Source organism: Marinagarivorans cellulosilyticus (genome assembly GCF_021655555.1).
Lineage (GTDB): Bacteria > Pseudomonadota > Gammaproteobacteria > Pseudomonadales > Cellvibrionaceae > Marinagarivorans > Marinagarivorans cellulosilyticus.
Genome location: NZ_AP023086.1, coordinates 3621298 through 3645156 on the forward strand (window position 1 = coordinate 3621298; position 23859 = coordinate 3645156).

Here is a 23859-nt window from a genome sequence, read left to right on the forward strand (position 1 = left end):
TTATCGAGCAAAAACTTAGCGCAGGATGGGCCGCATGCCAACACTAGGCAGTGATAACGATTTGCGCATGGCCAACCAAGGCCATGAGCGACGCGTAATTCAGCGCCGCATAGGTGTGGCGCTATTGGGTATGTTGGTCATGCTGGGCATTCTGTTGTTCCGCTTTTACAGTTTGCAAGTGACCCAGCACGAGGATTTTGTCACCCGCTCAGATCGTAATCGCATACAGGTTCAGCCGGTAGCGCCCACACGCGGGCTTATTTATGACAGAAATGGCATCTTGCTGGCCGACAACCGCCCGAGTTACCGTTTAAGCGTTATTGTTGAACGCGTTGATAATTTAGATGCGCTTTTTTCTACCTTGGGTGATTTGGTTGAACTAAGCCAGTCAGATATCGACCGCTTTAAAAAAACTAAACGCCGTGCCCGCTCTCCGTATCAACCAATTCCTTTAAAACTTGATTTAAGCGAAGACGAAATTGCCAAAATCAGTGTTAATGAATATCGCTTAGAGGGTGTAGAGGTAGAGGCTGAGCTTGTTCGTTATTACCCTCACGGTGAATTGTTAGCGCATACGATTGGCTATGTTGGACGTATTAATGAGCGCGAATTAGGCTCGTTTGATGAGGAAGCCCGCAAAGACTACAGCGCGACTTATAGCATTGGAAAAATCGGTATCGAGAAAAAATATGAGCGCGAGCTGCTCGGCAAGGTTGGTAGCCAATTTATGGAAACCAATGCCCATGGCCGATCGCTGCGTGTACTGCAGCGGCAGGATCCTACGCCGGGCAAAGATATTCATCTGTACTTAGACTTACATCTGCAAAAAGCCGCTTTTGACGCCCTTGAGGGATGGCGTGGCGCTGTTGTGGCTATCGATGTCAGAACTGGCGGCGTTGTTGCGATGGTCAGTACGCCGAGCTTTAACCCGAATCTTTTTGTTACCGGTATTGGCTATCAAGATTACAACGCATTAAATCGCTCGAAAGACCTGCCACTTTATAATCGCACGATTCAGGCGCAGTACCCTCCGGGTTCCACGTTAAAACCCATATTGGGCTTGGGTGGGCTTGAAAGTGGTTTAATTAGTCCGCAAACCCGTATTCACGACCCAGGTTTTTACCAGCTATCAGAAGGTGAGCGTTTGTATCGCGATTGGAAAAAATGGGGCCACGGAAACAATGTCGATTTAAACAAAGCGATTACAGAATCGTGCGATACGTTTTTTTACGAGCTGGCTGTGCGCTTAGGGATTGATCGCATGCACCCGATTGGCGCTCATTTTGGATTAGGCGCTAAAACGGGCATTGATATTCCTAATGAGCGCAGCGGTTTATGGCCTTCACGCGAATGGAAAAAACGCTATCGGCGACTGCCGTGGTATCCAGGGGACAGCCTAAATGTCAGTATTGGTCAAGGCGATGTGTTAGCGACACCACTTCAGCTGGCGGTAATGACCGCTACTTTTGCCAATCAGGGGATACGCTATGAGCCGCACCTAGTGAGCAAACTTGGCGAACAATTAATTAAAGTGACTCCCGCTGATGCGGTACAAGCCAAAGCAGAAAACTGGGATTATGTGAACAGCGCAATGGAGTCGGTTGTGCACGGTCATCGTGGTACAGCCAAAGGGATTAGTAAAGGCTTGGAGTACCGGATTGCGGGTAAAACAGGCACAGCGCAGGTGATTGGTATTGCCCAAGATGAAGAATATGACCGCGATAAAATCGATAAGCGCAATTGGGACCATGCTTTATTTGTGTCTTTTGCTCCAGCACATGCTCCTGAAATTGCACTAGCAGTTGTGATTGAAAATGGCGAGCACGGCTCTAGTGCGGCGGCGCCGATTGCACGTAAAGTATTTGATAACTGGTTCAAAATAGAAACGGCCCGCAAAGCTCAGCAAATGAATAATATTATCGCTACGGAAGTGACACCATGAAAATGCACGGCGGTAGGGACTTTGTTCGGCATATGCCTGGCTCTACGGCGGCCTTTAAAAAAGGTGAAGCATTATGGCGAATAATTCATATTGATCCATGGCTATTGCTATTGCTCATGATATTAACGGGTGCTGGGCTGACAATTTTATACAGTGCAAGCGGCACTAGCGATTTTATGATTCGCCGGCAAGTTATTTTTTTCTCTATAGCGTATATCGGGATGATAGGCGTGGCCCAAATCCCGGTCGGTTTTTTAGAGCGAGGGGGCAAATGGTTGTATTTAGTAGGCATTGTCTTGCTGGTATTGGTGTTGTTGATGGGCGTCGGGGCGAAAGGTGCGCAGCGTTGGCTAAGTTTAGGCTTTATTCGATTTCAGCCTTCCGAAATTCTTAAATTGGCAATGCCTCTATGCATTGCAGCTTACTTGGGCCGGCGCGCGATGCCTCCGAAGTTTAAGCATATTATTGGTTGCTTGCTGCTTGTGTTATTACCAGCACTACTAATTATCAAGCAGCCAGACTTAGGGACTTCGATATTAGTTGTAGCCTCTGGCTTACTGGCTTTATTTTTAGCCGGTTTACAATGGCGCTATATATTAGGCAGTATCTTGTTGGTTGGCGCGGCAAGCTTGCCGATGTGGCACTTTGTGATGCACGATTACCAAAAGCAGCGGGTGCTGACTTTACTAGACCCAGAGGCCGATCGGTTAGGGTCTGGTTGGAATATTATCCAATCGAAAACTGCAATTGGCTCTGGTGGCGTAACCGGTAAGGGTTGGATGAAAGGTACCCAGTCTCAGCTCGATTTTTTGCCAGAAAGCCATACCGATTTCATTATTGCCGTATTAGCCGAAGAGTTTGGGCTTAAAGGCGTTCTGCTCTTGTTAACCTTATATGGAGCAATAGTTATAAGAGGGTTGGTAATCGCCTTGAAGGCGCAAACCCACTTTGGGCGCTTGCTAGCCGGGAGTATCACATTAACCTTTTTTGTTTATGTGTTTGTGAATGTTGGCATGGTGTCAGGTATTTTGCCCGTGGTCGGAGTGCCACTTCCGCTGGTGAGCCTAGGGGGAACGTCGTTAGTCACACTAATGGCTGGGTTTGGCTTGTTGATGGCAATATCAACAGAGCCGAAAAAAACACAAAGTTAATTTGCCGCGGATCACTATGCGGTTAGAAAGATGGGTACTGCACACGCTGAGGAGTGCAAATGAGATACGTTATTTTAAGCTGGGCATTCCTAATAAGCTCGGTGACAACGGTGATGGCTGGCGACTTTAGCGAGCACCCAGAAGCGAAAGCGTTTGTAGAGCGCATGGTAAAAGAGCACAAGTTTGAAAAAGGTTATGTAGAGGGTATTTTGGCGCAAGCCGAAAAGAAACAAGCAATATTAGATGCTATTGCGCGCCCTGCAGAAAAAACAAAACCTTGGTATGAATATCGAGAGATTTTTTTAAAGCCTGCACGTGTTGAGGGCGGCGTTAAATTTTGGCAGCAGCATGCCAACATATTATCGCGTGTTGAAAAAGAATTTGGTGTACCCGCTGAAATCATTGTGGCGATTATTGGCGTAGAAACGCGTTATGGTAACTACATGGGAAGTTATCGGGTGGTAGATGCTTTAACCACTTTGGGCTTTGATTACCCTAAACGAGGTAAGTTTTTTAGTAAGCAGCTAGAAGAATTTTTTCTTCTTACCCGAGAGCAGCAGCAAGACCCGTTAGCCTTCAAGGGTTCATACGCTGGCGCTATGGGTTATGGCCAGTTTATTCCGAGCAGTTACCGCAGCTTTGCTATTGATTATGATGAGGATGGTTTTGCTGATATATGGACTAATATAAGCGATGCCATTGCCAGCGTAGCAAATTACTTTAAAGCGCATGGCTGGCAAACAGGGGAGCCAGTAGCACAAAAAGCGACTCGAAAAGCACAGTTTCCAGAACGCATGTTCAACGATAAAAGTCGACCCAAAACATCAGCTGTGGAACTCGGCAAACTTGGCTTTACGCCAATTTCGCGCAAAGCTATTGCAGATAAACCGGCTGTTGCTTTGAAATATAAGGGTCTTGATAGCGACGAATATTGGTTGGGTTATAACAATTTTTATGTCATAACCCGATATAACCGTAGCCGTTTGTATGCTTTGGCCGTGTACCAGCTAAGCGAAGAAATTGCTACTAGCTATAAAAAAGCGAGCGCAGCTCCTGCGCCTCTTTAAGGTGAGTGACATTGTTATTTAAGTTGTATCAGTATTTAGCCACCTTGTTGGCGGTTCTATTTTTGTCTGCTTGTCAAACCTATAGCGTGACTTATGAGGCACCCGTCGAAATCGGTATTAAAGACAGTGGTCCTGCGACAACGCTCGCGGTGGATCACATTCCTGACGCTGTGCCGGTAAAAGAACCGCGAACAAAAGCTGGCAATAAATCACCTTACACCGTCCGTGGAAAAACCTACCGTGTTGTTCAGTCGACTGTAGGGTTTGAGCAAGAGGGGTATGCTTCTTGGTATGGTAAAAAATTTCACGGTAAGAAAACATCCAATGGTGAAATTTATGATATGTATGGCATGACTGCCGCACATAAGACTTTGCCGATCCCTACCTTTGTCGAATTAACAAATGTCGAGAATGGTAAAAAAGCTATCGTGCGAATCAACGATCGTGGTCCTTTTCACGGTGATCGTATTATTGATCTGACTTACACCGCCGCTAGAAAGTTAGGTTTTGCGAATAATGGCACAGGTCGGGTAAAGCTTCGTGTTATTGAACCTGACGGTAGTCGTTATTATGAAGGTCTATCGGATAGCTCGCCTACACCTGCAGTATCGCCTGGCGTCGCACCAAAGCCTCGAAATTCTGGTGGCTACGAAATACCCGAAGGTACGTTTTTGCAGTTGGGTGCTTTTGGCGACTTTGAAAGAGCGCAGAAGTTTCGGCAGTCAGCGGCGGCCTTGACGACATACCCCATTAATTTTGAGCCGGTACCCGAGCGTGGTATTTACCGAATATTATTGGGGCCACTGAAAGATAACTGGGATTTGGTTCACCTTCAGCGCCATTTTGTGGAAAAAGGGTTTCACGAACCCAAAGTAGTTTACCGCTAGCGCCAACACTATAAGAAAAGCCGTAATCATAAAACGGGAGAATGACATTGCAGTCTAAAAGCTTACACGGTATGTGGTCTAACCGTTGGACCTTTATCCTTGCAGCCACAGGGTCTGCTGTGGGTCTTGGAAATATTTGGAAGTTTCCTTATATCGCGGGTGAAAATGGCGGTGGAGCATTTGTTCTTATTTATTTAATGTGCATCGCGCTTATTGGCATCCCAATAATGATTGCTGAAGTACTATTGGGTAAAAGAGGCCGCCAAAATCCAGTTAATGCCGTAAAAAGCATTGCATTAGAAAATAGTGCGCGAACAGGCTGGATGCATATTGGTAGCATGGGGATTGTAGCCGGTGTCCTTATTATGTCTTTTTATAGTGTGGTCGCTGGATGGGCATTGCACTATTTTGTAACAACCGCCTCTGGTGATTACGCGGGTATTAATGGCGAGCAAGCCGGTGAGGTATTTGGTGGTTTACTCGCAAGCCCCAAAATATTATTTACTTGGCACAGCATTTTTAGTTTTATGACCTTTGCTGTTGTGGCTGGCGGCGTTAGCAAGGGGCTGGGCTCTGTTGCTCGTATAATGATGCCTTTTTTGTTGGCGAGCCTAGTGGTGTTATTGGGCTACGGCGTATTTGCTGGCGAGTTTATGGCCAGTGTCCGCTTTTTGTTTGGTTTTGATTTTTCCGCATTATCTGTTGATGCCGTTTTAATTGCACTAGGGCATGCCTTTTTTACCCTCAGCTTAGGCATGGGGGCAATTATGGCTTATGGTGCCTATATGCCAGCTAAAGCTTGTTTGGGGCGCACGGTGATCACTGTGGGGCTGCTCGATACAGTTATTGCTTTAATGGCCGGCTTAGCCATATTCCCGATTGTATTTGCTAGCCCTGGAATAGAGCCGAGTTCAGGCCCGGGCTTACTCTTTGTAAGCTTACCGGTTGCATTTGGTAACATGGCTTTAGGCGGGCTCTTTGGTACTTTATTTTTTGCTTTAGTATCGGTTGCAGCTTGGAGTTCATCCGTGTCACTTATAGAGCCCGGCGTAGCTTGGCTGATCGAAAATAAAAAATGGCGTCGTGTAACGGCTAGTGCCTGTGTGACATTTGTGGCCTGGGCAATTGGTATATTGTCGGTATTGTCTTTTAACGTTTTAGCTGATTTTAAACCGGTTTGGCTTTTGAGCTTTACACCGTTTGACTTCTTTGCTTTTTTAACGGCGCAAGTCTTATTGCCCTTGGGTGGCGTGCTTATCGCTATTTTTGTTGCTTGGGTTTTGCCGAGGAAAGTATTCGATGAGGAGTTAAGTAGCTTGTCAGAAGGCTTCCGAACTTGGCTGTTTTTTATCTTGCGTTACATTTCCCCATTACTGGTTGTGATGGTGATGACATTAAAACTTTATGAAACCTTTTTTAGTGCTGGAGTATAGACTTGGCTCGTAATATTCGTCGTACAGCAATCGTGCCATACACTTGTGAACAAATGTTTGATTTGGTCAATGATATTGCATCGTACCCAGAATTTTTACCGCATTGTGTTGCTGCAAAAATTCAATCAAAACAAAACAGCGTAGTAGAAGCAGAATTGACATTATCTAAAGGTGGGCTGGAGCATAGCTTTTGCACGCGCAATACCCTTACGCGGCCTGTTAAAATGGAGCTTAAGTTAGTAACTGGCCCCTTTAAACAATTTGATGGTGTTTGGATCTTTGCGGCTTTAGCTAATGGGGGATGTGAAGTGAGCTTTGAGCTAACATTTGCTTTTTCGAGTATGTTGCTTAATGTGACAGCGGGTAAGTGGATGGAAGACTTGGCTGGCGAGCAGGTCGATGTTATTTGTTCTCGCGCAAAAGCAATTTATGGGTAATCACGTGACAGATATAGAACCAATTTCAGTGGAGGTCGCGTACGCACTTCCTCAGAAACAAAAATTAATAGAGCTACTTGTAAAGCCTGGCACTACTGCTTTGCAGGCTGCGGAGCAATCCGGTATTAAATCGCATTTCCCAGAGCTGGATTTAACAAATGCTTCGATGGGCATTTTTGGCCAAACACTGGGAGTTAAGGGTTTGGCGCCGCCACAAAGTTATGAATTACATGCCGGTGAGAGAGTGGAAATCTACCGCCCATTAATATCGGACCCAAAAGAAGTGCGTAAACGTGTTGCCGCTCGGCAAAAAGCAGAGCAAGAAGCACTTAAAGCTTCTGCGGCACAAGTGCCGAGCAGCAAGCTAGAAAGCTAGTCGATCATACTCAGTAGTAATACAAAGGAAATAAACCAACCTAAGGCCGCTAGCGTTTGCCAAAAACGCAGCGGGTTGCGCTGTAATAAGGGCTGGGTTTCGGGGTTTTGCCAGCTGGGGTTGGGGCGCTGCAAGTCTTGTAAAAATTCAGAAAAGGACGAGTAGCGCTGTTCTGGGTGAATTTGTAGGGCTTTGGCCATCGCTTTATCGAGCCAAAAAGGTACCAAAGGATTATAAGCCGTGGCAGGGCGATACTTTAATTTTTGGAAAGACTTCAGGTTCATTGCTTTTCCGTAACCATCGCCGTATGGACGCTTGCCTGTTAGCATTTCGTACAATAGCACCGCGACACTAAATTGATCCGAGCGGTTACTCGCCCGCCCACCATACCGATACTCCGGGGCTGAGTAATCGAGTGTGCCCAAAATAAAATCACGCTCAAAAGATGTGCTCATTTCACTAACGCCGGCAACCCAGCTGGAGCCAAAATCAATAATTACAGGGCCTTTTGCAGTTACGATTATGTTGTCGGGCTTAATGTCTTGATGCAGCGTATCTTTGCGATGAAAAGCTCTAACGCCTTTGCTAATTTCGCCAATTAATTCTACTGCGTCAGGGATGTCGACAGGCGCGCGCTCCTTGATTAGCTGAGTTAAGGTCGGCCCTATTAGATGCTCGGTTAAATAATATAAACATGATCGCGCTTGCGGTGGCTCAATCACCCGCACTACATGGGAGCTCTGGATGCGGGTACCGATCCAACTTTCCATCACAAAGCGCTCAATATAAGCTATGTCGTCGCTGTAGTTTACCGAGGGCGTTTTCATAATGGCGCTTTGCCCATCTTGGGTTTCAACGCGATAAACTTGGCTTCGCTCCGACTCTTGTAATATTTCTTTTATTGTTAAGCCATCTAAGGTGTTGCCAGCATTCAACAGGGGGGGGAAGGGCAGCTGGGATAACACGGCTACGGCATCACTTTGAGAAGAGGCCCCTACGCTCGCAATTCTACAGATTTGGATACTCAAATTATCTTGGCTGTCGTTCTCAAGAGCTTGCTGTGATAATCGTTGGCAGGCGCCATCTAGATCGTCACTATAGGCATTAACCAAGCCCTCAAACTGTTTTAACGATAGGCTGTCATGAATGCCGTCCGTGGTGAGTATGAAAGTATCTCCAATTTCCACTTCCAGTTTTTGGATATCTATTTCAAGTACTGAGTCAGCGCCTAAGGCTCGGCTTAAATAGGTGGTTTTTTTATCTATTCGCTGGGCGTGGTCACGTGTTAATTGCTGAAGCTGTGCGTTTCTTAATCGATAAATGCGGCTATCGCCTACGTGAAAACAAAAGGCTTTATCTCCTTTCAAAATCACTGCGGAAAAGGTGGTTAATAAACCTTCTTGCCTAGGGCTATTTAACCCTAGGCCCCACAAGTAGCGATTAAGTGATTGAATGACTTGCGTTGCACTTTGTTCTGTTCGCCATGTGTCTGGCGTTGCGTAATAGTCGCTTAAAAAACCTGTAATTGCGCTTTGGCTTGCCTGCCTTGCAGCTTGCGAGGTGCTAACGCCATCTGCGATAGCGATAGCAATTCCTTTGCTTGCCAGCGTGTTGCCTTCGGGTATGCGTGCGCCAATAGTATCTTGGTTTTCGGGTTTCACTCCTGCTTGAGAAAGCTGCGCAAAATCGATTTTAAGGGATGATTGCAAATGGTCCATAATATTCTTCTTCAGAGTGAATGGCGCTAAACAAGTAATAGCCCAATGGTGCCGGCAGCCAGCACATACAATAACATTGGGAGCAACGTGTGCCGGATTATTTGGCCTTCTGAGCCGGCGATCTTAACGACAGAAGCGGCTGCAACAACATTCGATACGCATATCATATTGCCGGCATTTGAGCCAAGAAGCTGCAACGCCAACATATTTGTAGTGGGTAGGTTAAGTTGCTGAGCAACGGCGAGCTGCAAATTAGAAAACATCATATTCGAAAAAGTGGCAGAGCCAGCAACGAAAGAGCCAAGGGCGCCCACGAAAGGTGCGAAAATAGGCCATGCAGCACTAAACTGGTTGGCCGCGAGTTCTGCCAGTACTATGGGCATAGCCTCTAGCCCCTGGTTGTTGATATCAGAATGAATAAACATGCGCACCATCGGAACGGAAGCCATTAAAGCAATACTTGTCGGTAGAAGTGTTTTAAGTGCATTTAGCCAAGGTGTTTGTAAGTCTGGCTCGATAGTTTTACGGTTAACGTTGGCTTGCACTTGTTTAGCAGCTAGCTGGGTAATAACGGCTACAACAATAAAAATCATTGCTGGTGAATACAGCGGCTCAAAACTTGTTTGAATATTCGAACCCAATATTGGCCCGGTGTTGATTGTGATCTGCTTTAGCAAGGCTTTTATTGGCAAGGCGTCAATTCGACTTAACACCAAAAGACTAGCAACAGCAAAATAGGGCGCCCAAGCGAATAGGAGCTGTTGTCGGCTAGGCCCGTGCGGTAGCAGTTGGGGCTCATCATTTTTAAAGCGCCAGATTTTTTTTGGCATTAAGTAATTTTTTTTAATCGCCAATAGTGCGCAACCCAAACCGACTAAACCTCCAATAATCGATGGAAACTCCGGCCCTAAAAAAGTGCAAACAGCCCAGGCGGTAATTGTGAAACTTGCGCCGCAAAGCAAAGCAAATGGCCAAATTTCAAGCCCTTCACGCCAAGACTTTCGCTCCCCCCAGTAGCGCGTGAGCAACATTGCAATTAATAGCGGGATAAAAGTTGCAACTGCGATATCAAATAATGCTGCGCGGCTGGCGATAGCTTGTATTTCAGTCGGTGACAAGCTTGGGGCACCCTCAGTTAGGCCTATTAGGATCGGAGTGCCAACCGCGCCAAAAGTGACGGGTGCGGAATCGCCAACCAGCGCAGCAACGACGGCGGCAATGGGAGGGAACCCCAGTGAGCACAAAAGTGGTGCTGCAATAGCGGCTGGCGAGCCAAAACCAGACGCGCCTTCTAAGAAGGCGCCAAATAGCCAAGCAATAACAATTGCTTGAATGCGTCGGTCTGGCGTTAATTGGGTAAAGCCTTGCTGAATAATTTCAATGGCACCTACTTTTTTTAATACATTGAGTAATGCAATAGCGCCAAAAACGATCCATAAAATACTAACAGCAATGACTACCCCTTCCGTTGCCGCAGCAAAGATGTGGACGAAAGGCATTTTCCATACCCAGAAACAGCCGATAAAGGTCAACAAAAGGCTTAGTGGCATCGCTTTAGATGCAGGTAACCTTAAGGCAACTAAAAGCACTAAAACAGAAAAGATTGGTACCGCGGCAGAAAGAATGTACATGATATGGCCGAGAAAGTGAGGTTCGGCTATTTTGCTAGTTTTTGGTAATAATCGCAAAGTTTTGCTTTAGAAAAGAAAAAAGCGGCGCACATTTTATGTGACGCCGCTTTTTGTTTTGCTAATGACGAATTAGGTTAGTTCGATTTTTTCGACGGTACCATCTTCGTGCACCTCGGCCATGTGTCCATCAGGTTCTTCTAAGAATTGTACGACACCAAAAATAACCAGAGCGCTGGCGCCAATAATCATAAAGAAAGTGGATGCATCAACAAAGCTGTAAATGGTTAGGAAGGTAACGGCACCAACATTACCGTAAGCACCTGCCATACCCGCGATTTGGCCGGTCATGCGGCGTTTTACCAGTGGCACAATGGCAAATACAGCCCCTTCACCAGCTTGCACAAAGAAAGAGCAGCACATAACCGCTAGAACTGCCAAGGGAATTGGCCAAGAGCCAGAAACCTGAGACAAAATAAAGTAGCCGGCAGACAAGCCAAGAATAAATATACTCATTGATTTGCGTCGACCGAATTTATCACTTAAATAACCGCCGCCAGGACGTGCAACCAAGTTCATAAAGGCAAATGCTGCGCCGAGTGCGCCGGCAACGGCTATCGACATGCCATCAAACGTTTCCATAAAAAATGCAGGAAGCATAGAAACAACGGCCAGTTCAGAACCAAAGGTAACAAAGTAAGCCCAATCTAAAATGGCCACTTGCTTAAATTTATAACGCTGATGAGGCTCAACATCACCCGTTTTAAGCATCTCTTTGTTAACTTTATAAATTTGAGAAAACTGAAAAATGAAAAGCGCAACGAGTACAGCATACAAAAGATAAGTTGTACTTTGAGATAAGAGGCCAACACCTGATGGTGATAATTTCCATGCGAGTACCGCAAGGATCAAATACATTGGGATATTCATGGCTAAATAAAAGAAAAAGTCTTTGCGGTTACTAACTTCAAGGCCACCTGATTTTTTAGGCTTAAAATAGGTTGAGCCTTTAGGCGTGTTGCGTGCGCGCAAGTAAAAAATGAATGAATAAATCATCGCAACAACACCCGTGGTGCCAATCGCGTAGCGCCAGCCGTCTTCGCCGCCGTAAAAGGCAATGGCAAGCGTCGGTAAGGTAAAGGCTGCAGCCGCCGAACCAAAGTTACCCCAGCCGCCGTAAACGCCTTCGGCTAAACCAACTTGGCGTGCAGGGAACCATTCTCCAACAAGTCGAATACCAATAACAAAACCAGCGCCGACAAAACCCAATAGAAATCGTGTTAATGCAAGTTGCTCATAAGTTTGAGCCGAAGCAAATGCCAGACACATAATGCCTGAGCTAAATAGAAGTAAGCTATAAACAATGCGCGGGCCAAATTTGTCAACCAAAATGCCAACAACTATTCGTGCCGGAATAGTAAGGGCCACATTTAAAATCAACAGTGCTTTCCATTGTGCGCCGGTTAAATTAAAGGCCTCCATAATGAGGGGTTTAAGCGGAGCATGACTAAACCAAACCATAAAGGTTAGGAAAAATGCAAACCAAGAGAGGTGTAATAAGCGAACATTCGCCTTACTAACATCAAGAAGATTTAAGTTTGAGGAGCTCATAAATAGCCTGTTTTTGTATTAATAAAGTGGTGCGCGTTGCTGCCTATAACTAGCAGCAATTTAATTACGCTACACCTTGCCAAGCAGGTTTTGTGCCAAGTTATTATTTTTTTTTGGGTTGCACGTTGTTGATGCCGGAAAGCCGTGCTTGTGTATTTATTTTTGGCGAAATCTTCTGTTTATAAGACCTTGAGGGGTTATTTTGTGGCGCTCTGGGTTGTTGCTGACCTATTTTGTGGTTTCGGGAGGTGCAAGGTCCAAAGCATGGCGCTCGAATTGAATGCATAGATCTAATTCGGTGCACCATTAGCGTGAACTGTAACGAGAGCTAAGTTTTTTGTAATTATTCGGCCATTAAAAAATATTGCTTACTCGAAGGGGGATTGCTTTCTAGGCATGCCTCGGAGCACGTGCATAGTACGCAGCCCCAGCAAGGGTGTTTGGAGAAAGGTTTTGCACCGGCATAAGGATATGCAAGGTTAAAGTTTGCACGAGTGCAAAGTCGTAGATCGGTTGAGCGGCCTAGGCCTAGGAAATGATCAATTAGTACTCAGTTTCACAGATGGCTGAATAGTTACAGTTTTTTAAAAAGGCTATACGCCTAAGGCGCGAAGAATTCGATTAAAACCGGTGGGGGGGCGGCTAACAATAAGCACAGACACGTTGTCTCGGCCGCCGTTATCAAGGGCTGCCTGAACCAAGGCGTCAACGGCAGAGGGGATTTCTGTGTGGGCGCTCAGAATATCGCAAATAGCTTGATCGCCAACAGCATCGGTAAGGCCGTCACTGCAAAGCAATAACCAGTCGCCTTTGCGCCATTCTCTGTCTACGGTTTCGACATTCACGCTGCTAAGCTCTAGTGAGCCTAGGCATTGCGTGATGACGTTGCGCTCTGGGTGCGTGTTGAGTTCTTTGGCGGTAATCGCGCCGGCCTGATACAGCATTTGAACATAAGAGTGATCGGTGGTGAGCTGTTCTAACTGCCGGCCTAGCTGGCTGTGCGTCCACAAGTAGGCGCGGCTATCGCCAACCCAGGCCACTTGATATTGCGTGCCGCTGGATTGAACCGCAACAATCGTCGACCCCATCCCGCGATACTGAGGTTGCTCTGTCGCTTCATTCAATACCGCTTTGTGCGCGCGCTGAATGGCCTCGCTAAGACTAGCGCCAGCTTCTATAGACTCTTCTATGGTGATATTGGCAACCGCGCTGGCAACTTCGCCGGAAGCGTGGCCACCCATTCCGTCTGCCACGGCCCATAATTTAAGCGAAGGGCTTACTAGGAGGGCGTCCTCATTATTGTTGCGGACTAAACCAACATCGGTTTTAGCATTATAGTAGGGTAGCGGCATGCGTTTGAAGTGGCGACAGAAAAGCGCTTAAGTCCAGTTATTGTCTTATTGGACGGAGCCTAAACCAAAAAGGCGGACTTGTCAGTCGAAAAATAAAAGAATGTGATCTCTCTGGTGGTATTTACATGTGTTTGGTATAAAGTCGCCTACACAGCAAAAAGACTGGGTCAGGAAATAATAATATTATGCTTCAGCTGCGTTTTACCAACTCCGCAAAGCCGGCCATGTGGCTTGTCGCGCCAAAATATACTTTTGGATCTAAGCACGATTGCGATTGTGTGCTGGCCCAACCGGGTGTCGTTGAGCACCATGCAGACATTATTGTCGAAGGCGAAGCCGTTTCTTTGGTTCGTATTGACGGCAGCGCCATTATTCAGGTTAATGGCCACACCGTTGCCGCCAGCCAAGTATTGAAACCTGGGGATCTTATCTCAATGGGAGAGGCAGAGCTTGCCATTGCCGACCCAAAGCAAGAAGGCCCTAAAAGGGATTTTTCTGATAAGACCAATTTACGCTCTGCGCTAAACCTAAAAAGTGTGCCAGAGGGCGAAGCTGAAGCGCCGTGGCACTTAAGGCCACTTAATACGACGCTTGCTAAAAGCGATGGTTTTGACCTGCACGGTACAATGTTGCTTGGGCGCTCAAAAGAGTGTGATATCTGCATTCCGGCATCACACTTATCCCGCAAGCATGCCAAATTTATTGTTACAGATGCAGGCTTAACCGTTGAGGATTTGGGCTCATCGAATGGTACGTTTATCAATGGCGCAAGAATCGAGCGCATATCGTTACATCATGGAGATGAGGTCAGCTTTGATACGCTGCGCTTTCGGGTCGAAGCGGCAAGCAACGTCGAAGATGTAACTACGTTGCGCGCAGCGCTGGATGAAACGCAAATTAGACAGGCCGTTACGCCAAAACAAATCGAGCGCCAAAAGCCGTCATCTGGCGCTGGTCGAAAGTCCCCGCCTGTGCGCCCGAGGTTAAGTAGTGCCAGCACGGGGCGTTCTAATGATGACTCCTCAGCAGATACCATTAAGCTGTTGCTAGGTGCGGGCATTGTTATTGGCGTAGTCGCATGGCTTGCTTGGTTTTTGCTTACTTAAAGCCTATATCGCCTTTACGAGCATTCGTAATACCAACTAACTATTAAAAATTATTCAGTGGCAGCCGTTAACTAGACATCACTTGTTTTAGGAGGCTGTCATGAACATTATTCCGCACAATCAATCTTTGGTGTCTCGCCAGCTTGGCATCAACGTTTCCGCAGCCGGCAAAGACGGCGGCGGCGATCCCGCCAATACCGCGAAGTCAGCCCAAAGTGACGGTACTCACCAACCTTCCGTACGGGTTTCATTAAGTCAGGCCTCGATTGAGGTTGCGCGCGTTAATGCAACTAATGGCGTACAGCCGACGCTAATTGATAAGCCTGCAAATAACCCGTTCGCCAATAACATTCTTAATGCCATTAATGGCCAGCTTGCAGTGGATGTTGCTGACGGAGCAACCCAAGAAGAGCTGCAATCACGCCTTGAGGCAGGCCTAAGTGGCTTTTTGAGCGGCTTTGATGAGGCGTTTGAGCAACTCTCGGCGCTATCGGAGTTTACTGGTGATATCCGCGGTGATGTCTTGTCTACCAAGACCCAAGTACTTGCTGGCTTAGCGGAAACAGCCGAACAGCTAGGGCTAGACCCAAGCGCGATAGTACAGGCTCAAAGTAATTTAGATGCACAGCTTTCTGAGCATTCGCAGGCCGCAGGCGAGCCAGAAACACAAGTGCTGAATACGCAGGCTCCGTCTTTAGGTGCGTTTGATGCTTTCGCGGCTAGTCAAAATAGCTTTCGCTTTGAGTTAGAGACCGCGGATGGCGATAAAATTGAGATTTTAGTCGATTCATTAAAAGCAGCTGAGCTTCACGCCAATGGCAAGGGTGCCTCAGGCCAGGTTGCGCAGCAAAATCAATTTGAGTTTCGGGTTGAAGGCGAGCTCGATAGTGATGAATTAAAAGCAATTAATGACTTGCTTAACCAGGTTAACTCTGTGAGTGAAAGCTTTTTTGGTGGCAATGTTGAGCAAGCGTTTGAGCAAGCAGTAAGCATGGGGTTTGATAGCGAAGAAATCCAAAGCTTTTCACTTAAGCTAACACAAACAAGTTTTTCACAGGTACAAAGTACATACGGTGCTGATACCGGCGGTTCTGCCGATGCGCGTGCCGAGCCCAGCAAAAACCTTGTGCATTTAGGTAATTTTTTACAAGAGCTAGAAAAAGCCAACATATTGGCTGAAGAAATGGGGCAGCAATTAAGCTTAGTAACGGAGCTTGCAGATAATATCAGTAAGGCTCGAGGATTGGGGCAAGCAAGTATTGCCGATTTTGTCGCTCGCTTGGCGCCATAAAGGGAAAGGGATCGCTACAAATGCTCATGAACACTGTAATATAGGCGGTGTGATTAAGATTTGAATAGAGATGATTAATGAAGGATAGCGAACTGACGCGGATTATTGGCAAAGCCTCTGAGATCTGTGCGGCCACGGGCGGGCGCTTAACAGAAAAGCGTCAGCGAATACTGACACTGCTGGTGACGTCGGCAGTGCCTTTGTCGGCTTATGAAGTTGCCGATGCCTATAACCGCAATGCGGAAAACGCCATGCCTGCAATGTCGGTTTATCGAATACTCGATTTTTTGGAAGCAGGGCAGCTGGTTCACAAGCTGGCTTCGGCCAACAAATATATTGCCTGCTCCCATATTGCTTGCTCACATTCCCACGAGGTTCCTCAGTTTCTGATTTGTAATAAATGCCAGTCAGTAAAAGAAATTGCCATACAAAAAAGTATTGTTGATGAGCTTGATGAGCAGGTGAAAGGCGCGGGCTATCAGCTGATGAACTCGCAGTTGGAGCTAGACTGCGTGTGTCAGGCGTGCCTGAAGACGGCATCTTAGGCGAGCATAATGCTCGCCTATTTGAGTTTTCGTTAATCGTATTTTAGCTTTACAGCTTTTAGGTTACACAGCTTTGAAGCTAAACAGTTGCACCAATGCGCCAAGGGTTAAATTCGTTTAAGCCGTAACCAAAACTTTCACTTTTAGGCGCCTTGCCAGAGGCCACATCTAGAATCTCTTGAAAAATGCGTTGCCCGCACTCGGTCACGGTTTCTTTACCGCTAATAATCTCACCGCAGTTAACATCAATATCTTCGCCCATCTGCTCGTAAAGTGCGTTATTGCTGCCTAGCTTGATGCAAGGCACAGGCTTAAAGCCAAAGGCGGACCCTCGCCCAGTGGTAAAGCATATAACATTGGCGCCTGAGGCTACTTGTCCAGTCACTGAAACCGGGTCAAAGCCAGGACTATCCATAAACACTAGGCCTTTGGCTGTGGCAGGTTCGGCATAAAGGTATACCGCCTGCAAGGCGCTGGTGCCACTTTTAGATTGCGCACCAAGCGATTTTTCGGCAATGGTTGTTAGGCCGCCCAGTTTGTTGCCGGGCGATGGATTGTTGTTTAGCTCAAATCCGTTTATTTCGGTGTAATTTTCCCACCATTTGATTCTATCTAATACCGCGTTTGCTACCGCTGGGTTGATAGAGCGCTGCGTTAACAAATGCTCTGCGCCATATATTTCGGGCGTTTCGGAGTAGATTACCGTGCCGCCGTGGCTGACCAGCAAGTCTGCCGCCACGCCTAGAGCCGGGTTAGCCGTAACACCAGAAAACGCATCAGACCCACCACACTGCAGGGCAACCGTTAAATGGCTGGCCGGGGCAGCAGTGCGCGTATCTAAGTTGGCCTTAGCCAGCAGTGATTTTACAGCGTCAATACCTTTACTTATGCTCTGGCGGGTGCCGCCGGCATCTTGGATGTTCAGCGCTTGGCAACGGGGGCTTTCGTGCAGTGCGTTTTCATTGATTAAACGTTGGATCTGCATTGTTTCGCAGCCTAAGCCAATAATCAAAACGCCACCAAAATTTGGATGTTTTGCGTAACCTGTTAGCACGCGCTCCAGTAGTTCATAACCTTCACCGCTGGATTTCATGCCGCAGCCACCTTCGTGAGTTAGGGCGACGACACCATCAACATTGGGATAATCTTTAAGGACTTCTGGTGTATTCAATGAAGCTGCAATATGGCTGGCAACGGTAGCGGAGCAATTAACGGTTGTGATAATGCCAACAAAGTTGCGTGTTCCAATGCGGCCACCTTCGCGGTGATACCCCATAAACTGGGCCTGCTCGGCTTCTGCAACCATTTTAGGCATGCTGATGTTGCTGCAAAAGTTAAAGTCCTTCGTTTGGTTGGCCATTTCACAGTTGTGATTGTGAACGTCTTCGCCAACCGCAACGGGCTGGATTGCAATGCCAATAGGTTGGCCATACTTAATGACAGGCTGGTCTGCTGAGATATTCTTAATAGCAACCTTGTGCATCACGCTAACGTCTGACTGTAATGTAATGGTTTGATTAGCTAGCTTAACTATTGTACCGGCGCTAAGGGGCCGTAGGGCAACGGCAACGTTGTCATGGCTGTGGAGTTGCAGCAAGCTTTGCTGCGTACTCGGGCTTAGGTCGCTCGTGTCTTTGCTCATGTTTTTTTAAAGGCTCTACTTATTCTTGTATTTTCTAGACAGTTTCAATTTATCATCATATTGGTAAGGCCGCAATTTTAACTTTGGTAATATTTAATGCTTCTATTGGCTTGTCCTTTTGGGATTGTTGTGGCTTTATGTGATCTTTGAGCACATATTGTGTGCTTTTACAGCTAGCTCCAATTAGCAAAAACGGTAGAATGGAGCCTAACTAAAGCGCCTCACAGAGTCTCGCTTCTAGGTTGGCGAGGTTGGATGTGAACAATATAGATTTAAGGTGTAGCGGGTAATGAATTACATAAGTAAAGATGGCGATCACGGCGTCACGGGTGGTGGCGCAGTGCAATCTGCATTAGAGGATGTGGCCTCGGGGCGACTGTATCAAAAAGTCGCGCATGAGCTGGCAGAGCGTATATCGCAAGGTGAGTACCCTGTGGGTACAAGGTTGCCCGCCGAACGAAAGTTAGCCGAACGTTTTAATGTCAGCAGGCCTACAATACGCGAGGCCATTATTGCGCTGGAGCTTGTTGGATGTGTTGAAGTAAAAAGTGGCTCGGGTGTTTACGTAACATCTTCTGGAAGCTCTGAGGCATTAGCTGGCGCTGTGCTTGATGTCGGCGCGTTTGAAATCTTAGAGGCGCGTTTAGTTTTTGAAAGCGAAATTGCTGCCGTTGCTGCAAAAGCCATTACGGATGAAGAGTTGGAGGATTTAAAGGTCGCACTGCACTCGATGGAAGTCGAAAACGCACAAGATGAGGTGTCTGAAAACGCTGATGAGATTTTCCACAACATCATTGCGAAGGCGACCCATAACGAAGCGATGATTTCAGTTTGTAAGCATCTGTGGTCAATGCGCAATCAATCGAATGTCTCTGCTTCGATTCTAGATAAGGTTCGCCAAGCTGGCTCGCGCCCGCGCATAGAAGAGCACAGGGCTATTTTAGATGCCTTGGTAGCGCGGGACCCCGAAGCCGCTCGCGCTGCGATGAAGGAGCACCTTTCACGTGTCGCCGACCAATTGCTTGAGTCCACTGAAGCGCAGGCCATAGAAGAAGCCAAAAAAAGTGTTAGCCGCGAGCGCGAGCGCTTTGCCATGGTTCGCTAGCTAGCTGCCCTTGCTTTAAATTGACGCGCAACTTTAGCGTACCTCCTCAGCTTTAACCCCCATTTTGTGATTTACGTTCGTGGCCGACTCCCCGTCGGCCACTTCTATTTACCTCGTCTATGCTTTCTTAAGTCTTCAGTGGCGGGCTTTCACTCAGCTTCTTGCTTAGTGTGGGACGGAATTACCAATACTTAATTATTTTTTTGTATTGGTCAGTCCAATTTGCTAGTGTAATTGCCCGCAATAACAATAGTAGGTAGGAATGCTCGTGCTCCCCCCCATTAAACGTCGAACATTTATTATCGCCGCAGGCTTGGGTGTGCAAGCCTGCGCAAGCGCACCGTCTAAGCCCCAGTTAAGCTCAAGCGAGTCCCGTGCGTGGGACTATTGCGCTAGCTGGGTCGCCAAACTCAAAGAGCCAGCGTTTGCAGCGCAAGATTTTAATATTACTGATTTTGGCGCCGTCGAAGGCGGTGATGCATCGCAAGCCATCGCAAGCGCAGTTGATGCCTGCTATAAATCAGGGGGCGGTCGAGTACTTATCCCAAGTGGGCGCTTTTACTCCGGCCCCATTCACCTTCAATCCAACGTCAATCTGCACTTAAGTGATGGCGCAACTATTTCTTTTTATACCGACCCTAAGCGTTACTTGCCCGCCGTAAAAACGCGCTGGGAAGGCATGGCTTTAATGGGGTATTCGCCGTTGATCTACGCCTATCGCCAAACGAATGTTGCGGTAACCGGCAGCGGAATTTTGGATGGCGGGGCAGATCGTGAGCACTGGTGGCCTTGGAAAGGCGAAAAGGGCTGGCAGCGCGAGGGCTTTGGTGCACAGCAGGCAGCGCGTAAGCAGCTGATGCAGGATGTGGCAAATGGCGTCGACATTGCAGATCGGCATTATGCTGAGGGGCACTATTTAAGGCCTTCTTTTATACAGTTTTACGAATGCAGCCAGGTAAAGGTCGAAGATATCACTGTGCGCCGCGCGCCTTTTTGGTTGATCCACCCAGTGTTATCGCAGCACGTTATTGTGCGCAACGTTACGTTAGAAAGCCTTGGGCCCAATTCGGATGGCTGCAACCCCGAATCGTGCCGTTACGTACTTATTGAAAATTGTGCCTTTAACACTGGAGACGATTGCATTGCCATAAAGTCTGGCCGCAACCGAGATGGCCGCGATATTGGCATTCCATCTGAGGATATCTTAATTCGCCATTGCAGCATGAGTGCCGGCCATGGGGGCGTTGTTATTGGTAGTGAAATATCCGGTGGCGCGCGAAATATCTTTGTTGAACATTGCCATATGGATAGCCCCGACCTTGATCGCGGCATTCGAATTAAAACAAATTCAGTACGCGGAGGTTTAATCGAGAAACTTTATGTTCGCCATGTGGATATTGGCCGCGTTCGTGATGCTGTAGTGGTTAACTTCCATTACGAGGAAGGCAATGCTGGCAACCACCCGCCAACCGTGCGCGATATTTATCTAACGGATATCACCTGTGATAACGCTAAAAATGCTTTTATTCTCAGAGGTTTTCCGGAAATACCCATTGGTCGAATGGTGTTGCGTGATGTGCATTTTGTGCAGGCCGAAAGCTTGGGTGTTCTGGAATTTGCGGACGAAGTCTCTTTTGATGGCGTCTCAATCAACGGGACATTATTATCCAGATAATTGGCAACCAAAATTATTATTGGTAAGTCCAAAATGTCTTGAATGGTAGTCCAAAAGGTGTGACCATGCGCCTACGGCCAAGCATATGGCTAAAATAAAAAATAATGATTAAGTTTGGGGAATTATCACAATGAACGCTATCAAGATTAAACCCATTTTCCTGGCTGTGGTTTTAACCAACCAAGCCTGGGCAGCAGAAAATGTTCAGTCGGAGAGTGACGATGCAAAAGTCGTTGAAGAGGTTGTTGTCACCGGTTTTCGTGGTTCTCTTGTAAACTCCATGAATGCCAAGCGTAATGCGACAGGCGTTGTGGATGCAATTTTTGCCGAAGATATTGCTGAGTTTCCTGATAATAACTTGGCTGAGTCACTGCAACGCATCCCTGGTGTGGCAATTAGCCGCGCGGGCGGTGAAGGTCGTCAAATTACAGTGCGTGGTTTAGGGCCGGGTTTTACGCGTGTGCGTATTAATGGCATGGACGCTATGTCATCTACCGGCGGTACTGATGCTATCGGTGGTAATAATCGTGGTCGCGGTTTTGATTTCAACACCTTCTCATCAGATCTCATTAGCAATACATTAGTTAGAAAAACCAATTCTGCTGAGCAAGGTGAGGGGTCCTTAGGTGCAACTGTCGATTTTGAAACGGCTCGCCCTATGGATATGGACGATATGACCTTGTCGGTTAATGGCAATATTGGCTATAACGAGCAGGCTGAATCGGTAGACCCAAAATTAGCTGTTTTATTTAGCAAGCAGTTTAGTGATACCTTTGGCGCATTGTTTTCTGTGTCTTATGCCGATCGTGAGATTCTAGACGAAGGTAACTCCACTGTACGCTGGGAAAATACCTATAATGCAGGTAGTTATCGAGGTCAGGCGCTAGATGACCCGGATATATCACCCGAGGATGCAGCTAGCTTGACGGCTATCAATAACGCATACCACCCTCGTATTCCACGCTATGATTCCTATACCCATACAATCGAGCGCACAGGCCTAGCCACTACATTACAATGGCAGCCAACGGATGTTACAGACCTTGTTTTAGATGTGCTTTTTGCTAGGCATGACTCGACACGTAATGAAATATTTATGCAAGGTGTGGGTAATTCAAGCAGCGCTTATGCAGGTTACAACTACACAGATTATGAAATTCAAGGTAACTCGTTAGTTTATGGCAACATCAGTAACGCGGATGCCCAAGTAGAGAATCGCTTCGACGAGCTGTCTACCACTTTTACACAATTTTTATTAAGTGGTTCTCATGAGTTCAGTGATCGATTTCGTTTGAATGCATTGTTAGGTACCTCTAAATCTGAATTTGAAAACCCTATTCAAAATACCTTAATTGCTCGCGCAAATGGCGTGGGTATGACTTGGGATTATCGTGGCGACAGCGCCGATACTCTATTAACGTGGGGTGATGGCGCCTATCAAGAATCTAATTATGAACTCACTGGTATTCGCCAACGGCCACAAGGTACGAACAACGAGTACACAAATGCTAGCTTTGACTTGGCGTTTGATCTTAATGATTCGATTACCTTTAAAGGTGGTTTGACCGGTAAATCTTTTGATTTTGATACTTATCAATCGCGTTACGGTAGTGAAGGTGCTAACGGGTTAAGTATAACTGGTAATACATTTTTTTATGATTCAGGTCTTGGTGAAAACAAGGCATGGTTAGTCCCTGATCGAGCGCCTTTCATCGCTGCAGGCATGCTTTCGGGGCAGGGCGCATTTGAACTTATCCCTCGTGAACGTGACACTTATGCGATTGGCGAAGATACTATATCGCTATTTGCCCAAATGGACTTCAATACAGAATTTGGCGATATGCCATTTTTTGGTAATTTAGGTTTACAGTATTTCGATACCGACCAGTCTTCAACGGGTTGGTTTGATGTGGATGGCGATGGCAACAACGAGCAAACTGTATTCGAGCATTCATACGATGATATTTTGCCATCGTTGAATTTAAGTTTAGAGGCGATGGAAAACGTAATTCTTCGCTTTAGTGCTTCAGAGGGTATTACGCGTGCTGGGCTTAGCTCTTTAAGGGCTGATCAAGGTGTAAGTGTTAATGGTAGTTCTTATACTATTACCGGAGGTAACCCGTTGCTGGAGCCTACGAAAGCTACCAGCTTTGATTTTGGTGTTGAACTTTACATGTCCGATACCTCGATGTTGTCACTTACAGCGTTCAAAAAGAATATCGAGAGCCACGTACAGCGCTTACGCGATCAAAAAACACCTGCTGAACTTGGTATTCCAGCGTCAGAAGTTGATGAGCAATGCACTGCAGCTGCGCAATCACCCGATAACTGTAACGTAAATGCATTATTTGACCGCTCTGTACCTTTAAATGGCCCAGGTGGCGACCTACACGGTTTCGAATTTCAGGTACAAGGTGACTTCAGTGCCTTTGGCGATGTAGGTCAATACTTTGGTTATATCGCAAACTATACGTACGTTAAAACTCAGTTAGCTTATTTAAATGATAAAGGCGAAATTGACGTTGTTGCAGACTTGACAAACTTATCTGATGTTACTCAATCGGCGACATTTTATTTCGAAAATGATACGTATAGTGCACGTTTAGCATGGGTTGATCGTTCTGATTACCTCACTGATGCGCGTGGTCGTAATGGCAATGTCCAGCATGGTACATATGGTACAACCAATCTAGATTTTTCTTCTTCTTACCAGATTAATGATAATTTCAAATTGTCTTTTGATATTAATAATTTGACCAATGAAGGGGATGATCAGTGGGTAGATAATGCCGACCACCGTTTGTCTTATTATCATGAAACAGGCACATACTTCTCCTTAGGCTTACAGTATAAATTGTAAGTAATATTATTCAGGCGTTCAAAATGGGCGCCT

Annotated in this window: 18 protein-coding genes; 13 read left to right on the plus strand and 5 right to left on the minus strand. The window is 46.6% G+C overall.

Annotated elements, in window-relative coordinates; genetic code table 11:
- Positions 1 to 34 precede the first annotated feature (34 nt).
- From mrdA to MARGE09_RS14650, 7 genes are read left to right on the plus strand one after another with little or no spacing between them, the layout of a single operon-like run.
- Positions 35 to 1942 carry a penicillin-binding protein 2 gene (gene mrdA / locus MARGE09_RS14620; RefSeq protein WP_236983080.1) on the plus strand — a complete coding sequence of 636 codons (1908 nt, stop codon included), beginning with the start codon at positions 35 to 37 and terminating at the stop codon, positions 1940 to 1942.
- On the plus strand, positions 1939 to 3093 hold the full coding sequence (gene rodA, locus MARGE09_RS14625; RefSeq protein ID WP_420828072.1) for a rod shape-determining protein RodA: 1155 nt from the start codon (positions 1939 to 1941) through the stop codon (positions 3091 to 3093). Before mrdA ends, rodA begins: the two co-directional genes overlap by 4 nt.
- Before the next feature lie 59 nt (positions 3094 to 3152).
- Complete coding sequence (gene mltB / locus MARGE09_RS14630) at positions 3153 to 4160, plus strand: lytic murein transglycosylase B (RefSeq protein ID WP_236983082.1); 1008 nt, start codon at positions 3153 to 3155, stop codon at positions 4158 to 4160.
- An 11-nt stretch (positions 4161 to 4171) separates the two neighbouring features.
- Entirely contained in the window at positions 4172 to 5047 is an 876-nt protein-coding gene (locus MARGE09_RS14635; protein WP_236983084.1) for a septal ring lytic transglycosylase RlpA family protein, read from the plus strand.
- Between the two features lie 41 nt (positions 5048 to 5088).
- On the plus strand, positions 5089 to 6480 hold the full coding sequence (locus MARGE09_RS14640) for a sodium-dependent transporter (RefSeq protein WP_236983086.1): 1392 nt from the start codon (positions 5089 to 5091) through the stop codon (positions 6478 to 6480).
- A 2-nt stretch (positions 6481 to 6482) separates the two neighbouring features.
- Positions 6483 to 6917: a type II toxin-antitoxin system RatA family toxin gene (locus MARGE09_RS14645; protein ID WP_236983088.1), complete on the plus strand. Its 435-nt coding sequence runs from the start codon at positions 6483 to 6485 to the stop codon at positions 6915 to 6917.
- A 4-nt stretch (positions 6918 to 6921) separates the two neighbouring features.
- Positions 6922 to 7293, plus strand: a complete 372-nt coding sequence (locus MARGE09_RS14650; protein ID WP_236983089.1) for an RnfH family protein — start codon at positions 6922 to 6924, stop codon at positions 7291 to 7293.
- Here MARGE09_RS14650 and MARGE09_RS14655 read toward each other — a convergent pair.
- From MARGE09_RS14655 to MARGE09_RS14670, 4 genes are all read right to left on the minus strand, one after another.
- On the minus strand, positions 7290 to 9011 hold the full coding sequence (locus MARGE09_RS14655; protein WP_236983090.1) for a bifunctional protein-serine/threonine kinase/phosphatase: 1722 nt from the start codon (positions 9009 to 9011) through the stop codon (positions 7290 to 7292). The two genes, MARGE09_RS14650 and MARGE09_RS14655, sit on opposite strands and share 4 nt — an antisense overlap.
- Before the next feature lie 26 nt (positions 9012 to 9037).
- A complete protein-coding gene (locus tag MARGE09_RS14660) occupies positions 9038 to 10642 on the minus strand; it encodes an L-lactate permease (protein ID WP_236983091.1) in 1605 nt (534 codons plus the stop codon).
- 129 nt (positions 10643 to 10771) lie between these two features.
- A complete protein-coding gene (locus tag MARGE09_RS14665) occupies positions 10772 to 12250 on the minus strand; it encodes a NarK family nitrate/nitrite MFS transporter (protein WP_236983092.1) in 1479 nt (492 codons plus the stop codon).
- A gap of 593 nt (positions 12251 to 12843) precedes the next feature.
- Complete coding sequence (locus MARGE09_RS14670; protein ID WP_236983093.1) at positions 12844 to 13602, minus strand: PP2C family protein-serine/threonine phosphatase; 759 nt, start codon at positions 13600 to 13602, stop codon at positions 12844 to 12846.
- 185 nt (positions 13603 to 13787) lie between these two features.
- Between MARGE09_RS14670 and MARGE09_RS14675 the strand changes: the two genes are divergently transcribed.
- The 3 genes from MARGE09_RS14675 (at position 13788) to MARGE09_RS14685 (ending at position 16544) form a co-directional block, all read left to right on the plus strand.
- On the plus strand, positions 13788 to 14708 hold the full coding sequence (locus tag MARGE09_RS14675) for an FHA domain-containing protein (protein ID WP_236983094.1): 921 nt from the start codon (positions 13788 to 13790) through the stop codon (positions 14706 to 14708).
- A gap of 100 nt (positions 14709 to 14808) precedes the next feature.
- Positions 14809 to 15999 (plus strand): DUF5610 domain-containing protein, encoded by a 1191-nt coding sequence (locus MARGE09_RS14680; RefSeq protein ID WP_236983096.1) that lies wholly within the window; start codon positions 14809 to 14811, stop codon positions 15997 to 15999.
- 77 nt (positions 16000 to 16076) lie between these two features.
- On the plus strand, positions 16077 to 16544 hold the full coding sequence (locus tag MARGE09_RS14685; protein WP_236983098.1) for a Fur family transcriptional regulator: 468 nt from the start codon (positions 16077 to 16079) through the stop codon (positions 16542 to 16544).
- A 79-nt stretch (positions 16545 to 16623) separates the two neighbouring features.
- Here the strand turns inward: MARGE09_RS14685 and MARGE09_RS14690 are convergent, their stop codons facing one another.
- On the minus strand, positions 16624 to 18186 hold the full coding sequence (locus tag MARGE09_RS14690) for a UxaA family hydrolase (protein WP_236983099.1): 1563 nt from the start codon (positions 18184 to 18186) through the stop codon (positions 16624 to 16626).
- 289 nt (positions 18187 to 18475) lie between these two features.
- On the opposite strand from MARGE09_RS14690, the gene MARGE09_RS14695 reads away from it, so the two are divergent.
- The 3 genes from MARGE09_RS14695 to MARGE09_RS14705 all read left to right on the plus strand — a co-directional run bounded on the left by MARGE09_RS14695 (position 18476) and on the right by MARGE09_RS14705 (position 23826).
- On the plus strand, positions 18476 to 19291 hold the full coding sequence (locus MARGE09_RS14695; protein ID WP_236983100.1) for a FadR/GntR family transcriptional regulator: 816 nt from the start codon (positions 18476 to 18478) through the stop codon (positions 19289 to 19291).
- Positions 19292 to 19559: 268 nt separating this feature from the next.
- Complete coding sequence (locus MARGE09_RS14700; protein ID WP_236983102.1) at positions 19560 to 20966, plus strand: glycoside hydrolase family 28 protein; 1407 nt, start codon at positions 19560 to 19562, stop codon at positions 20964 to 20966.
- Between the two features lie 130 nt (positions 20967 to 21096).
- The gene (locus MARGE09_RS14705) at positions 21097 to 23826 is read left to right on the plus strand and encodes a TonB-dependent receptor (protein WP_236983104.1); all 2730 of its coding nucleotides are present in this window, start codon (positions 21097 to 21099) and stop codon (positions 23824 to 23826) included.
- The last annotated feature ends 33 nt before the right edge of the window (positions 23827 to 23859 follow it).